The sequence below is a fragment of the Patescibacteria group bacterium genome (assembly GCA_023380635.1).
Classification (GTDB): domain Bacteria; phylum Patescibacteriota; class Microgenomatia; order JAMCZE01; family JAMCZE01; genus JAMCRP01.
Genome location: JAMCRP010000002.1, coordinates 63,642 through 80,307, shown reverse-complemented (window position 1 = coordinate 80,307; position 16,666 = coordinate 63,642). Strand labels below are relative to the sequence as shown.

Here is a 16,666-nt window from a genome sequence, read left to right as displayed (position 1 = left end):
CAATTAGAGCAATAAGAGTAATTAGAGAAAGTCCCGCTTAAGCGGGACTTTTTTTATTGCGGTAAGCCATCCGTTTTTTGAAAAGATTCTCCCGAAAACCGCCTTCCTTAACAAATTTGTCTTCTAAAGCAAGATTCAAACGATCCTGCAGGTAATTGGCTTGATTAATCAGAGTAATCATAAAATTCGCCGCTTTGGTTGGGTCGTTTGGAAGCGGCGGAAAATTTGGGTTGTCCGGCAGTGTCGAAGTTCTTGTTAAGATTCCCCATATTTCTCCAATTTCTCGAATTTCTCTTCTTGATCTCTCTTTTGGCCAGACCTCTAGATGGTTCTGTCTGGCAAAAGCTAAATAATCTTTTAAAAGTTCTTCTAATGAGGCTCTGTTAACTCCTGAAAGTTTAATATAGCCTTCAAGGCTTTGCTGCTGATGACCTTCAGCCAAATTAGTCATCCCCGACCGTGCCGACTGAATCATTTGGTCATAGGTTCGGGTTGAAGAGAGACGAGGATAGGAAAAATTGGAGAAATTAGGATGATTAGGAGCTAACGGCGGGTAACAATTGCAGAAAGCCACAGTGTAATCGTAGATCGGCACCGTGATTTTGTAGGCAAGAAGATATTCGAAACCAGCTTTTGCCACTAATTTATAGTAGCAGGTTTTACTTACCCATACCGAGCAACCAAAGAACCGCCTCCTTTTTTAGACCCGGACTGAGCAAAGTGAAGGAGGATCGCAAGAAAGAGCTTGCGTGAAGAGTTGGATTATTTACCCATTCCCAATAGCCACAAAACCGCCTCTTTCTTATATCGTCTGTCCCCTCTTGAATTAATGCGGATGGCGGGCAATTTTCCTCTTTTGCCCCAGCGTTTGATGGTAAGGACAGAAACGCGAAGAAGTTGGGCGACTTCTTTGACGGTCAGAAGATCGGGTAAGTTTTCGATTGAGATATTTTGATTAAGCCCAGGCATGAGAATATGATTTACTGTGTCCGGTTATATCAAAGGTGTACACGGCTTGTCAATAGCTACTTCGTTATCGCGAGCCCGAAGAGTGTGGCGATCTCATAGAATAAGAGGCCTCTTAAATCCGAGTAACATTTACTGCTATCAATGCTGTACTGACAATCTGTAGTGCCCCAATCTTATGAGATTGCCATGCTCATTTCATTCGCTCGCAATCAGGACGCAATTCCCTCTCGGTACTCCCGCGCCGCAACACTCGGGTCAATTATATTTACAGAGAGCCCTGTTCCCAACTCAAATCCCGCCCGGTGAACCAGTCTGGGAATAATACGCAGATACCAGTCCTGGCCGTGGTAAATATAATAATTGTAAGGCGTCTCCCCCGTTTCGTCCGACTTTTCCATCGGCTGGTGAAGCTTAACCTCTTCTTTGAATTTATTATTAATAAACCCGATAAGCTTTTGCATTAATGGCGCCAGATCCTTGATTTCCTCGTCGGAAATTTCGCCGTAATTTTTGCCTTCGATTAATGGCGCAATCCAAATTTCGTAGGGCCACTGGGAAAAATCCGGACAATAAGCCACAAAAAAGTTTGTTCTGACCACTTCATTTTGGACCGGCTCCTTCTGAACGGTATCCAGGTTAATTTGCTTGGGAACAACCACAATTTGGGAATGTGGGTGCGCGAGACTCGCCCCGGCGTGAATGTCATGATTATTAAAAATCATCACCTGGCCGTCATGCTCCGAATTTTTATGGAAGTTATAACGCTGCCGGTAGGTGGTTAGGATTAACTCCACCTGGTTGATGGGCAAAGTATCCAGGTCGTGAGTATGATCCGGAGAATGGATAATGACCTCGTGATAATCGGTTATCGGATACTTATTAGCAATGACCCGGACTTTCCAAGGATCGCCGACTCTAAATAGTTCTTTGTTCAGACTTTCCTGCCCCGGGCAAAAGGGACAGACCGGCGCCTGAGGCGCCTGGACGGCAAACGGAGTGTTGTCATGCGGCCGGGAAATTCTGGCCGGGGCAATCACCACCCAGCGGTTGGTTTTAATATCGGGAACAAATTTGGCCATACTCCAATTTGAAATTTACAATTTAAAATTTGAAATTAATATTCACTTAATCAATTTTAAGTTTTTAAACTATTCTCTACAACTACTGGCAATTTTTCCGAAAATTAAGACATATTCGCTGGCTTCTTGGTATAAGTTTCTGCACTTTTGTTTCAGATTACCATCACCTAGCACTCTGCCTAACAATCTTAACCAATAGATTGTCTCTTTTGCCTCCTTTTTACAAATAAATATTTTGTTTTTAAAATCCTTTTTAGAAGAAGCTCCGTTTGCTTCCCGATAGTTAGCCCCAATACTGGTTCCCGCTCGCAGTCCTTGATCAATTAAAGGAATAGTAATTACTGTTTTTGGACACGCCTTCAGAAAATCTACAAGACTCTCGGAGAACCGAACCGTCCTCTCTTCTAAATCATAGTTATTTTTAAATTGAGGCATTTAAATTGCAAATTCAGTTCAAATTGTAAATTTCAAATTTCAAATTCTACTGGCATTTCCCGGGGGTTTTGGCAATCTCGCCACTGTGCATCCGAATACAATAGTAATCCCCCGTCACCTCATCTTTAAGACTGATTCCGTCAGTTTCTGCCGTGGCGGTTTTGAGCGTTCCCGACACCGTGGCGTCTCCGGCCACCTGCAAATTGCTGTTAATGGTAACCGTGCCGGTTAAGCTGGATATCTCCGCTTTCAAATCGTCAAAGTGCAGCAACCCCACGGTCAAGCTGCCCCCGATGTTAGTATCAGCCAGCTGGGTCTTGCCCACGACCTTGAGAGTGTCAGAAAAGTTGGCAAAGGAAGCCGAAACCGTCGAGACTTCCAGATCACTTAAGATGCTTAAGTTACTTAAGGGACTTAAGGAAGCCAGAGAAGCGGAATTGGAAGCGGTTTGGGAAGAAACCTGAGCCAAGTTAGCCGAAACTGTGGCCATTTGCTCTTTAAGAAGCTGGATATCGGATTTAATCTGGAGGTTATCGGCCATTAAAGAGGAAATATCGGCTGATAACCCGTCTAGGCGGGCGACAGACTCGGCTAAAGAGGCTGAGGGGGTCCCCAGAAGGTCGTTCCAGGCCGAAAGTGTGGCCGACATGGTGGCAATTTGGGCTGACTGGGAAGCAATTTCTCCCTGTTGTTCCTGCATACCTTTAACCAGATAGATCTGCAAGTTGGAAAGGTTGGTGTCAAGATAACCATTACTGGAGGTGGAAACCATTTCCGGAAAAATCGTTTGCAACTGCTGGGCAATAAAGCCAGTGTAAGTTGGTGTTTGGCCATCAGGGCGGGAATAACCCGTTTGGGTATAGTAGGTGTCGTTGTAGTTAAAAGTCACCGGGTTTAGTTGCAAAATTTTGTCTAAAATTCCCCCGGAGACGGAAGCAATGTTTTCCTTTAGGCGGATATCAGAGTAGTTTGTCCAGGCGGTACACCCGTTGCAGCCTGGGGTGCTGGAGTTAACGGTTAAAAGATAGCCCGGACTCGTCGTCCCGATGCCGACATTGCCACCATGGGTAATATCCATCAGAGAGATGAAATTGTTGCTGCTGTCTATTCTTCCAAACTGTATTGAGCTGGGGCTGTAAGCATCGGATGTGTACAAAGCTGTTACTCCATTGGAAAGTTGACCTAAACCATATCTGTCACCAGCATTATAGTATGTTTCAATCATTCCGTTAGTCGTGTTCTTGCTGCCTGGACTCTCGATGGTTCCGTTTGACTGAACATACATTTGGTTGCCGACATCTAACTTGCCCAAAGGTCCCGTCGTCCCGATGCCGACGTTGCCGCCAGCTGGGTTAAAGAGCAGCGATACGTCGTTAGCCTGACCGCCTCGAACTCCAGCGAATGTGACTGTTTTTCCAGTCTGATTAGGAGTGATATATCCATAGATACCTCCCGTCGTAGTGACACCGAAAGCCGCTGCCGCTTGCGACTCGTCGGTGACACTGCTTTGAGATTTATATACATCAAGTAATTTATTTGGCCCCGTTGTCCCGATGCCGACATTACCACTGCTTAATATTGTCATTGCATTTGTTCCATTAGCAGTCCCATAATCTGTTCCAGTCCCCAAGCTATTAGAATTATTTACAATGAAATTCAGACTTCCACCTGTTGCTGAATTACCAGCGACAATATAATTTGGTCCATTATTGCCAAGCTGTAGACCATTCCAACCTAAACTACCAGAATAAGAGTCACTTGATGTGTAACGGGTTTTAATACCACGAGGACTTGCACCAGCTCCAGATCCTTCAATTATAATATTGCCCCCTGCGACATGGAGTTTATCTCCTGGCCCCGTTGTCCCGATGCCGACGTTGCCGCTTTGCGTAATCACAAACCGGGACATTCCGGAAGAAGACGCGGTAAAGAGGTCGCCAACGGTGTTGTCAACCAAAAGAGCCGCTTTCCCGGTAGAAGCCGAGACACTGGCCACCTGAGTGGTGCCGTTACCAAAAACCTGAAGAAGAGCCGTGGGCGCAGTTGTCCCGATGCCGACTTTACCATCCTGGGTAATAGCCATCAAGGCGTTCGAGGTCCCGTTCAGACTGGTCACCAAGCTCCCGGCAGGGTTAATGCCTAGGGCATAATCCAGCCCCAGCGCCGGGTAACCCGTGTCTGTGGATTTTGACTGAATATGAAGCGAGCCGGGTCCAAGATACAAGTTTCTAAACCTGGCTGATGACGAGGCGCCCAAATCATAGGTGTTGTCCGCTCCCGGAACAAAGTTCCCAGTCAAGGTCATCAGGCCGTTAGCATCCAAGGTGAGTTTGTCAGCCCCGCTGACCTGAAGTTTTAATAAATTCCCTCCCGCCCCCGTTTTGTTTATCCACAGGGAATTGGAATTATTCTGGGCATCAACATCTGCCGCGCTGGGGGCCAGAGAAATCGTCCCGGCATTTCTCCCCAGGCCGCCGGTAATGACATCCAACCGGACATTAGCCGATTCGCCGGAATAGTTATACAGTCTGACTGTGTTGTTATTGGTCTGTTCCACTCTGAACCCGTTTTGTCCCAGCCAGGTAATCCCGTATTGTGAAACATAATTGTTGGACTTGACGCTGGTTCGGGCTAAATCAAACTCGACTTTCAAGTTTTGACCGGAAGCGGCAAATTCGCAACCATAGGCCCGTTCAGGGGTGGCCGGATTGTAGTCAGTACTAAGCAAATTACAGGTGGCGTATGTACTCCCGCCGTCAACACTGGCTTTAATCGTCTGCGTCGAACCGGAATCGGCAGTGTCTTTGTAAGCGCTGGTCCAGATGACGGCCGAGGCAATGGGCTTTGGTAAAACATAAGTATTTGAGAAGAAGGAACCGGAAGTAGCACTGGCAAAAGCGTCAATACCGGGGTTGAGGACGCCGGAAGCTGTCGAAGACATGGCTTCAAGGTTGTAACCAACTGCCAGAGAGGATATCTCACTATCCAACTGGGCCGGGGTGGAACCGTTTTTATAAGTGTAAACATTGGTATCAGAATTAAGATCGATCTTGGAAACTCCGCCGTTGTTTTGGTTAAGCCCGGCTTCGGAGTTGGAAACATACATGTATTGGTTGTTGTAATCCACCCCTACTGCTTTGACTAAATTTGTGGGGTTACCGGCAGCTCCGGCCAGTTGCTGGTTTTTGTCCGCCGCCCCGCCGCCTAAAGAGGCGGAATGGCTCTGAAGCGCCCGGGCGCCGACTTCATACATATGCTTAATCTGGTTGGCCGAAAGAGTCGTGGCTGTCACAAACGGTTCGTCGATTGTCCCCTTAAAATAATTCCCTGGCGTACCGTTATTAAATTCAGCACCAACTGCTACCGGAGCCGTCACATCTCTGACTGTCGCTGATTGTGCGGCCCCGGTCCCTTCCAGTCTGCCGTCAACATAGATTTTTTGTGTGTCACCATTGTTATAGACTCCCACAAGGTAATGCCACTTGCCGTCACAAATATTTGTTGTTCCCGTTGCGGCCACACCATATACCGGCGCAAAGGTAGTATCAAATCTTGCGTGGTTACCACTGTCCATTGTAATCCGCCAGGAATTTCCAGTAGTATTATCTTCCTTGCTTATGACATCCTGAAAGACAGAGCAAGTTGCCGAGGATTTCATCCAGGCTCCGACGGATATGCTGTTTCCGGTAATCTTTAAAGAAGAAACATCCGTACAGGTCGATCCGCTGCCTCCATTCGGGCAGAAATAATCATTAGTGCCGTTAAGCGAAACACCAGTCCCCCGAACACCGCTGGCGTATGCCGCCCCGGTGCCTTTAGAAACCAAAGGATCGGCCTTTACTGAGGCATCAGTAAAGGTTGTGCTGTTTTGAGTTATGGCCCCGCTGCCATTAAACGGCCACATGCCCCGAATGTCCCCGACCATTTCTTCGGAAATGTAGTCTTTGGTGTAATATTTTACTGAAGAACTTTGGATTTCCCCCTGGCCGTCACCTAAATTAGCGTTCGTATTATTTAATTGAAATACCGAGAGTCCAACAGCAGTACCGACATAAACTGTATCGGCACTCCCATTTACCGTTGAAGTTCCGTCAGTAACAAACAAGCTGGTTGGACCATGACCATTACCGCCGGCGGCTTCAGCCAAATAACAAGGCTGGTTTGTGCAACTACTTGTGGGAAAAAGCAGCATATCTGAGCTAAAACCAGCCCCCAATCCGGCGGCATTATTAAAGACTCTTATTTCTCCCACATTACTATCTCTGGCAATATACATATGGCTCTTGGAGGTTAAGGCGATCCGGCTAAACTGAGCCGTGTCGCCGTAATTAACCGCACTTTGGTCCGTCTCGTTAATTAAAGTCGCTCCGCCGTTAGTTGCTACCCCTACATATTGTCTCGGCGAAACTTGCCCTGTCGCGGTCCAGGTGTAACAGTAATAACCGGTAGCGCTGGTATTGCCGTCGCCGGTTTCCGTGAGTGCTGTCTTAGCCGTAAAGCTATTATTTCCTATACTTTCAGCATGTGCTTCGACTCGCCAGTTTGCAGCACAATCCGATAATTTTGTCGGAGCGGTAGTGCTGGTGCCTCCGGAAAAATTAATATTTACAACGGGAAGATTGTTGAATTTATAAGGGAAATTGACTGTTTCGGATACATAAGGCGTGGACCCGTTTCCTTGGATATACCCCCACCCGCTCACAGTTACCGTCTGGGTCGGCTGGTTGGGAATGACCGCGGCGGAGACATCGTTAACGTAACTGTTGGCTATGGTTACAGTGCTCAAGGCTAGCGGATATCCGAGTGCGCTGTTTCTCTGAGAAATCACGCCAGGATAGGGGAAAGTACTGCCGCTAGTTATTCCAGAAGAAGAATCCCGTGAGAAGTAGACACTAGTTAAGTTACCCCAAGCTCCATTCGTCCGTTGTATGCCTGCATACAAAGTTCCGTTAAGCGCTGTGACAGATGGGACATTATATGTAAATCCTGTTGGGAAATGGATAATATTGCCGTCTGCCCCAGTAAATCTCATCCATAACTTGTTGGTATCGGCGTCAATAATGTCTACTGAGGCGGCGGTAGCAACGACATAACTTCTCTCTGGGAATTGCTGTTTTGAGCCTCTGGTGGCGGAAGGTTTTTCGACGAACCAGGAGGCAATCTTAAAGACATCGCCGATGTTATATTTTGTCCCCGTGAAGGTCACGGAAACGCCGGTTGATCCCAAAGCCTGCGTGACACCCTGCTGAAGGCTGGCTGTCCCGCCGTTGCCGTTATAGTCTGTCCAAACAAACGAAGAGTTGTCAGAAATCGTAATCCAAATTGGCCTGGCCGCGGCTGTCGTAGCGTAAGTCCCGGTGACTTTAACCAGAGAGCCGTTATAGGTGGTTGAAAGGTTGGGATTCTTGCCGGCAGGAACAGTTGTTTCCGACTGGCTCATCTGGGCAGAGGTGGTGGCAACTGACAAGGTTACCCCGTTATACCAGTTCGGATCAACGCCCAGTTCCACCTGCACTTGGGGCGAGGAATCTTTGTTTATCCGGTCATAATAGAAAACCTTGTTAACCGTGTTGGAGCCCAACAATGCGTTGCCGTCAGAGTCGGTATTGGTGGTGTTAAAAGTTTGTCCGCCCATTAGGCCTACCCGGTTTTTGCCAAAATCCAAAGACAAGGTGCTGGCGGCCGAAGCGGTTTTGGTAATGTCCTTAAAAGTATCAAAAAGTATTCCCGAAGGGGTGGAAACTAAATCCCCGGTTTTGTAGTTTGCGGCTAGATCATGGTACTCACTTAAGACGCCGGAAAGTCCGTCATAAGCGGCGACCGGTTTATAGGTGGCATCCAACTGTTTCCACTTTGACTCCGAAGAAATCCAGGCATTAGCCACGGCGTCGGCGGTGTTTTGGTTGTGGGCCACCTCAAGGTACGAACTGTCCGCCACGGTCGCGTTATTGGTATACATTCCGTTACCCAAAGGATTAGACCCGATAGCGTTACTACTATCAATCCAAGCCACGCCATACCTGGTGACATAAGTGTTCGTTTTCGTCGAACCCCTGGCAAAAACCTCCTTAATCTTTAAAGAACTTCCAACGGCATTAAACTGGCAAAAATACTCATATTCCGTTGGCGTCTGGGTAGAATCTGTATTCGTTTGGTTGCATTGGTAATAGTTTGACCCGCCGTCATTAGATGCCCAGACGGTGACCGTGTTGGCTGCGTCGGCCGCGTCCGTCACCTGTTGGCTCCAGATATAGGCTTGGGAGAAACTTTCCGGAGTCGTTAAAGTTTTGCTGTAAAGAGTCCCACTCAGGTTGTTGGCGTTGTCATCCGGAGCCATGCCGATAGCCCCGGTTCCCGTGCCCACAACTTCCAAATTGTACCCGGCAGCAAGAGAAGAGACGGTTTTGGCCGGCAAGACCGTGCCGCCGACCGGAGTGTTGGCGGTTTGGATAGTCCGGATATTTGTGTCGCTGTTTAAATCAATTTTAGAAACGCCGCCATTGGTCGAGTCATTAGCCCCAACATACATAAACTGGTTGTTGTAATCAACCGCTGCGGCTGACACGGAAGCCACATTTGTCCCTAGCTTTTGATTAGCGTCTGCCGCCCCGCCACCCAAAGAAGCACTATGTGATTGAAGCGCCCGGGCGCCGACTTCGTACATGTGTTTAATCTGGTTGGCCGTTAAAGCTGTAGCGGAAACAAAGGGTTCATCAATAGAACCGAGTAAAATGTTAGAAACGCTGCCGCCGGTATATCGAGCGCCAATCGCAAAGTTAGCAGTAGTGTCAGGAATGTTTCCTGTCATGGCGACCAAACTGTCAAGTTGACCATCAGCGTAAATCTTTGCCGACACTCCGTCGTATGTCACGACACCAAAATGCCAATTACCGTCATTCACAATTTTGTTTCCGGTGAAAGTATATGGACTTTGTTCGATATCTCCGGAGAGTTTTCCGCTACCGTCAACTGCTAAAAAATATGCGCCGCTAACTCCGCCGTTATATTTAGAAATAATTGTCCCTCCTGTCGAAGTAGTCTTAAACCAGGCTCCAAAACTCCAGGCAGTACCTCCAGAATCCAACTTACTCGTCCCGCCGCAACTGGCATCCGTGCAGTAAAGAAAGCTCAATCCGGAAATGACCGCTCCTTGGCCCCGAACACCAGTTCCAAAAGCTATGCCACCATCTGTTAGCGTATTGCCTTTAACTGAAGCATCAGAAAGCGTTCCATTAAGCGGCCACATGCCCCGAATGTCCCCGACCATTTCTTCGGAAATGTAGTCTTTGGTGTAGTATTTAACAGAGCCATTATTTTCATCTGACGGAACATAGGATTCAGCAGTACCAAAACGTCCGGCTTGTTTTTCTTGGATAACCGTCAAACCATTGGAACCGGATACATAAATTGTATTGCTCTTTCCATCAATGGTTGAAGTTCCAGAAGTAACGAAAATCTGATAGTTTGTTGAGCTCTGTAATGGCGTTGGACCTTTATTGCTCCAGCTATTTCCAATTGACGCATAATTTCCGCTCCAACTGTCCCAGGCGACATTTGAAGTAACCCCCGCAACGCCATATTGGACAGCAACTTTTACGTCTGTTGGGTAAGACCAGGGATAACTAAAGTAAAGGTTGTCATTAGAGGTTAAGAAAACACTTCCTACATTATGGTCCCCAGAACTTACTGTACTATAGTTCACACCACTTTGATCCGTCTCATTAATCACGGTAACGCCTTGATTAGTTCCCACCGCCACATATTGTCTCGGGGAAACAACGCCGGTGGCGGTCCAGGTGTAACAAATATAGCCGGTGGTGGTTCCGCTGCCCGGAGTAGCTATTGTTGCCCCGAAGTTACTGGTGGTAGCCGAATAGGTGTTGGCAACAAAGTTGGTTGATATACCCCACGAACAATCACCGTAATTAGTTGGTGCTGTGGCCCGTTCGGCTGATGCGGATATAACCACTTTCGGTATATCGTTAAATTTATACGGAAGATTTACGACTTCGTAATTCGAGCCCGCAGCATTAAGGTACATATATCCCCACCCGCTTGTCGTCACGGTTTGGGTCGGCTGGTTGGGAATGACGGCGGCAGAGATATCGTTAACAGTGTTATTGACAATGTTTAGAGGGACATTTTGAGCGTAACCATTCTGGGTGTTTCTCTGGGCGATACCGCCTCTAAATGTTCCGCCGTAATTGGTCCAGTCGGTTGTAAAACCAAAACCGGTATCTCGGTCAAAAACTATTTTCAAAAGACCGCTGGCTCCTTGGGAAGAATAGATTGTTCCATTCAGGGCAGTCACGCTTGACGAAGCGTCAATAAGCATGGTAGTGACGGCCCAGGATGTCGCATTTATGGTAAAGCGCATCCAAAGTTTATTCGTATCCGCGTCAATAATATCGACAGAGGAAGCTGTCCCGATCACATAGCTTCTTTCCGGGAACTGGGCTTTGGAACCGCGGGTTGATGAGGCCGGCTCGACGACCCAGGAGGCAATCCGGAAGACATCACCGGGGTTATATTTAACATTGGTGAAAGTCACGGAAACACCCGTCGTGCCCAAAGCCTGAGAAACACCGGGATTAATGGAGACATTGTTAGCGCCGACGGCGCCGTCGGACCAGGTGAATTGCGTCGGCGAGGTAATCGTCAAATAGATGGTTCTGGTCGCCGCCTGGGTCGGATAGGTTCCGGAAACCTTGACCAAACTTCCGTTGTAAGCCGTGGAAAGATTGGGATTGGGTTTAGTGATCGTATCCGCTTGCGAGAATTGGGCTGAAGTAGAAGCGACGGACAAAGTGACACCGTTGTACCAGTTCGGGTCAATTCCTAACTCTACTTGAACTTGCGGGATGGAATCGCGGGTCCGGTCGTAATAAAAGACTTTGTTGACCGTGTTGGAGCCTAAATAGGCGTTACCGGCGTTATCGGTGTTAGTGGTATTGTAGGTTTGCCCGCCCGTTAGCCCCATTCTAAACGGCGCACTGGTCTGGGCTGTTGGTGACTGGATCTGGGCAGACATGGTTGATCCGACCGTTGTTAAAGCAGCATCAACCTTGGTCTGGTCTAAAAAGTTGTCAAAAGAAATTCCCCGGGCGGTTAAATTGGGACTAAAAACCGAACCCTCATTGATGGGAGTGTAGATATTGGAATAAATTTTATAGTCATTATGTCTGCTGATTTTGTCCATCACCACTCCGGCCAACACCTGGGCCTGCGGCTGGAAAATGATCGTCACATAGCCTGATCCGGCATTGGTGTTATCGGTCACAATCCCGATCAACCCGTCAAAAAGTTTGGCCGAAGTGACGCCTTTGGCCGCGGTTGTCGAGGTGAAAACATAATCCCCCTTGGCGGCGTTAGAATTTGTGACCGAGACATCTACCTTGCCGGAAATCTGGACTTTACAGTTGGTCGCCCCGCTGGCGCATGAGGCATCAACCACCACACCATAAACCACACCCTTTTTGTAGGCAGTCGTGGTTGTCGTGACCGCATTGTTTGCCGAAGAGTCAAAAATGACCAGGTCTTTTGGATTTAAAGTGGTGCCGGAATTATTGGTGACCACCACCGTGCTTTGCTCCCCCAGCGGGCTCCAGTTCGTGCCGTTATAAGCGTAAAGACGGTTTTCGGTGGAGTTGTAATACATGCTCCCGGCTCCGAGGGCCGTCGGGGCACTGGCAAAACTTCCCACCTGGATTTGGCCGTTGGTTGAAAAATTGCCGTTAGCATCAATATAGCTGCTCGTGGTTAAAAAGTTGACCCGGCCGGTGTTGGCAAAACCCAAATCGAGACTGCGGTCATTGGTAGCGTTAATTTGGGTGGTCACTCCGTTGTTTAAGGTAAGAATGCCGGAAATCGAAGCGGCGCCGGCCACATCCAATTTAGCCCCCGGATTCGTTACCCCGATGCCCACACTGCCGGCGCTTAAGACCAAAGTGTTGGCCAACGCCCCGGAATTATAGGAAATAAAAGGAGTCACGCTGTTTTGGGTTAAAGTGAAATCGGCTCCGGGGTTAATATTGGTAATAATCGGGTTGCTAATGGTGGGCGCCGAAGCTAAAACCACGGAACCCGTGCCGGTGACGGCGGAGACTTGGGTGCCGTTAATCCTCAGGATATTCCCGGTCCCGGCCGTGTCAAAAGTTTTGTTGGTAAAAGTATCGGTCGTGGCCCGGCCAACCAGCGTATCAGAAGTAGTTGGCAGGGTTAAAGTGCCGACATTGACGATGGTAGAAAAGGCCGGCGAAGTTAAGGTCGGCCCGTTGGAAAAAACCAGGTTGGAGTTGGTGTTTCCCGTGGTTCCCGTGGCAGCGTTTAAGTAGTTCAGTTGGGTCCCGGTCGTGGTGACCGTCGTGGCGCCCAAAACAAATGAAGTGGGAATCGTCACGGTGCCGGTAAAAGTCGGGCTGGCCAAGGGCGCGTACAAAGAAATATCGGCGTAAGCGCCCGTATTCAATGTTCCGCCGGTACCAATGTTTAACGAGGCGGATCCCAAAGTTAAAGTCCCGGAACCGGTGGCAATAATATTGCCGTTGTAAGTCCGGGCGACAATGTCCCCGGTGCCGTTTACCCGTAAATCAGAATTTGTCCCCACCGAAAGCAAAGCCGCCGGGCTGGTGGTTCCGATCCCAACATTACCGGTAGGGTTAATTAATAAATTACCGGAGTTTGTCAAAAGCGGTGTCGTGACCGAAGTGCTAAAAGTGGGGTTGTTAACCGTGTTAATTGATAGAGTTTGTGTTCCTGTGACAGTGATGTTACCAGCTCCGGTAACCAAACTGGCCATGTTAGTCCAAGCTGGATCCGCGCCGCCCCCACCGGTAGTTAAAACCTGCGACGCTGTCCCGGGCGCCAGGAGACCCATCGTTCCGGCCGCGGAGAAATAAGGCACATTGCCCTGAGCCGTCAGATGCCAGTCATTGCCCGTTCCTCCGTGGGTTGTGTCCACCGGCCCGGAAAGCATGGGGTTAGTTACCTTCCCCGTCCCGATAGCCAAATTGTTGTAACTGCCGCCAACATCCCCGGCAAAAGTGGTGCCGGTGGTTAAAATGTTGGCCGTGGCCACGCCATTTACGGCCGTGGCCGAGAGCGACCCCCCGGTGATAGTGGCAGTGTTATAGGTCCCGGCCGTCAAATTACCGGTATTACCAACCGTGAAACGGGTCATTCCTGATGAACTGGCTGTGAAAAGGTCACCGGTCGCATTATCCACGACCAGGGCTGCCCAGGGTGTCTGGGCGGAAATTGACGCCACCGGCATTTGCGAGTTCAAACCATAAACCTGTAGCTGTCCGGATCCAGTCGCGTTACCACCAATTATCAAAGAATCGGTGATATTCTTAGGAGCTAACACTCCACTCTGCCGCTGCCAAAAACCCGCCTCGTTACCGGAGGCAAATAATGAACCGTTTAAATAGAAATTGCCGCTGGAATCAATGTAATTGCTAGTATTAAAAAACTGGATCTGAGTTCCGGTGTCGGTAATGTGGGAATCGCCGATATGGGTTCCGTCAGGAGTGAACATGGCAATTTTGGTATTGGTACCGGAACCGCCAACGGATCCCCCGACGCCCCCGATACAATTGCCATAGGTCGTGCATATTTCTCCGGTGTTGTCTGGCAATGTCCAAGTGCGACTGCCAGTCAGCGCTGCTGTTTGGAGAGTGCCGGTAGTTCCTGACCCGAGCGTCAGACTGACGAATTGCGGCGAGGCGCTCGGGCCAATGTTTTGCGCCGTATCCAGTTGGCTTGAGGTCACTTTCAGGTTTGAGGTATAGGCCAAAGTCATGTTGCCGTTGGTATCGACGGCCAAAGGCAAAGTCGCCGAAACCGCCACATTCCCTGATCCGGTCGCGATTTTGTTGCCGTTGATCCGGTTAGCCGTTATATAGCCCGTGGTGCCCTCAAGCCGGATTAAAGCGGAAGCCGTGGCGTCAGATCCGATTAATAAATCACTGTTGAGGTATAGCGGATATAACGCGCCGATATTATCTCCCCAGTACGCCGCCCCCGCTCCAGCAATAGCCCCCCAAGTAGAACTGTTATACACATTGAATTGGTTTGTATCAGTATTATAGATTAGCAACCCCGGTGCCGGAGTGCTAATTGCATCCCGTTGGGCCTGAGTCATGCGTGGCGTCAAGAACCCCTTGGAGGTAGAACTTAGATCGACCAGGGCTGAAGCATTACCGGAACCAAAATAGGCATTACCTCCGGTTAAATTCAAAGTGATGGGATTAGTTGTTGCCGCCCCCCGACCGGTAACCGATTGTAAAGTGGAAGCGTCATTAATAGTGACCACATTAGTTCCCCCCAGAGTGATGTCCGTCCCCGGCGTCAACAAATTGACCAGGTCTTCCCATTTGGGATTGGCGCCAACCCCCTGGGTCACAAAAACCTGATGGTTGGTGCCGGGCGCCAGGGTGTTCATGGTTCCGGAAGCTGAAAAATAAGGCACATTGCCCTGAGCCGTCAGGTGCCAATCTTGACCCGTGCCGCCATATTGAGTACCGATGATGTTTCCTGACCAGTTTGTGCCGGAAAGATTATTGGCATAGATGGTGTCCCAGACCTGAGTGGGAGAACCGATACTTTGATGACTGGTTATGCCGGGTAAAAGGTCGCCGTTGGAATTAACCGTAAAGCGGGGCTGGCCGGCAGTGGAAGCGGTGAACAAGTCACCTGAGCCGGAATTATCCACCACCACGGCGGCAAAGGACGTTTTACCGGAAATGGAAGCCACCGGAGCTGTTCCGCTTGTCCCCGTCACCGCCAGGCTAGAAAATTGCAAGCCTCCGCCCACATTCAAATTTCCGGTAATAGCCGCGTCTCCATTAACTGTTAGAGCGGAACTGGTGACCGAAGTAACGCTAATGTTGTCCTTCAAACCAATCGTGGTGCTGTCACCTAAGACGACATCCCCGCCCCCGGTCAGGTTGGTGCCGGCCGTCACGGTGACTTTGGAGTTAGCCAAAGCGGAGTTGGGAATATTAGAAAAAGTGTTATCCGATCCCGAAAGCGATTTGTTTTTTAAAGTTTGCGTTTTGTCTTCCAGGACAATCTTGCCGGCGGTTAAGGTAAGGTTGGCAAAAGTAGGAGTGGCCGTCGTGCTGAGGCTTTGGTTTAAGTTGCTAAGGTAGGGGGAAGAAGAAGCTAAAGTCGCTTCTGTTAAGACATCTTTCCCCCACACGGTCAGTCTTCCGGAAACATCGGTATCCGCCCGGATGTCTAAAAAGTTTTGGCTGCTGCTTTCGGCCAAGACCGCCTGCAAATTCCGGTCAGAAGCCACTTTCTTCTGATAGGAAGTAATATATATATTCAGGCCGGTAGTTAACAGCAGAAGGATAGTAGCTAAAACTGCCGGAAGAGTGTAAGCAAAGCTTTTCCAGCTTCGCTTCTTTCTTGTATTCGGTGTTTCTCTTGTTTCTTGTATCTTGTTTCTTGTATCTTCCGGGGGCGGTTTTTGGAAGTATCCGGCTATTCTCCCTGCTTCCGTTTCTGCCCGATAGTGTACCGGCTCTTGGCTCCACTCTGAGATAGTTTGAATGGGATTAACCGGTGGCGGCAGCTGCAAAACCGCCTTTTGCTGGTGGAGAACCTCAGATACGACTTCCTTAATAAATTGTTTGGCTGGTTTAATCTCGGGTTCCTCGCTCTTGAGAATTTTATATTCGGATAAAGCCGGGTTGATTGCCGCCAGGGAATCTTTAGAATACAGACGCGTCCCGCCAGGGCTGACCACAGCCCGGAGTTTGCCCATCTCGTCCCAGCGTCGCAAGGTAGGAATTGAAATCCCCAGTAGTTTTGCTGCCGTCCCAATCTTCACCAGTCCTCGCTTACTGAATTTCCCCGTCTTTTTTGTTACTTGCTGCTCCGACTTCATTTCTCCCGTACCATCTGTTTCCCTTACTCCGTTTCCGACCCGGATATTTTTTAAGGCCTGTTTTTCGTAGAATCTTGTTCCTCCAGGAGTCACCACCGGTTTCAGTTTTCCGCTCTCATCCCAACGACGAAGAGTCTGGATAGAAACATTAAGAAACTTTGCAGCGTCACCAATTTTTAAAAGTCCGGCGTCAGTGCTTTTTTTCACAGCATAATCAGTATGCGGAGATTTGAACAGATTTGTCAAGGGGAAAATGAGGTGAATGTATAGATTTTTTCGAGCCTGAAAA

The 16,666-nt window shown here is 48.9% G+C and carries 5 protein-coding genes; all 5 read right to left on the bottom strand.

Features of this window, described 5'->3' with window-relative positions; all coding sequences use genetic code 11:
- Positions 1–37: 37 nt before the first annotated feature.
- Positions 38–640, bottom strand: coding sequence for a four helix bundle suffix domain-containing protein (locus M1403_03515; GenBank protein MCL4398061.1), 603 nt, complete (start codon positions 638–640; stop codon positions 38–40).
- A 122-nt stretch (positions 641–762) separates the two neighbouring features.
- A complete protein-coding gene (locus tag M1403_03510) occupies positions 763–969 on the bottom strand; it encodes a helix-turn-helix domain-containing protein (protein MCL4398060.1) in 207 nt (68 codons plus the stop codon).
- 209 nt (positions 970–1,178) lie between these two features.
- Complete coding sequence (locus M1403_03505; protein MCL4398059.1) at positions 1,179–2,048, bottom strand: DUF4931 domain-containing protein; 870 nt, start codon at positions 2,046–2,048, stop codon at positions 1,179–1,181.
- 69 nt (positions 2,049–2,117) lie between these two features.
- Entirely contained in the window at positions 2,118–2,483 is a 366-nt protein-coding gene (locus M1403_03500) for a four helix bundle protein (protein ID MCL4398058.1), read from the bottom strand.
- 46 nt (positions 2,484–2,529) lie between these two features.
- Entirely contained in the window at positions 2,530–16,584 is a 14,055-nt protein-coding gene (locus M1403_03495; GenBank protein ID MCL4398057.1) for a MerR family DNA-binding transcriptional regulator, read from the bottom strand.
- Positions 16,585–16,666 lie beyond the last annotated feature (82 nt).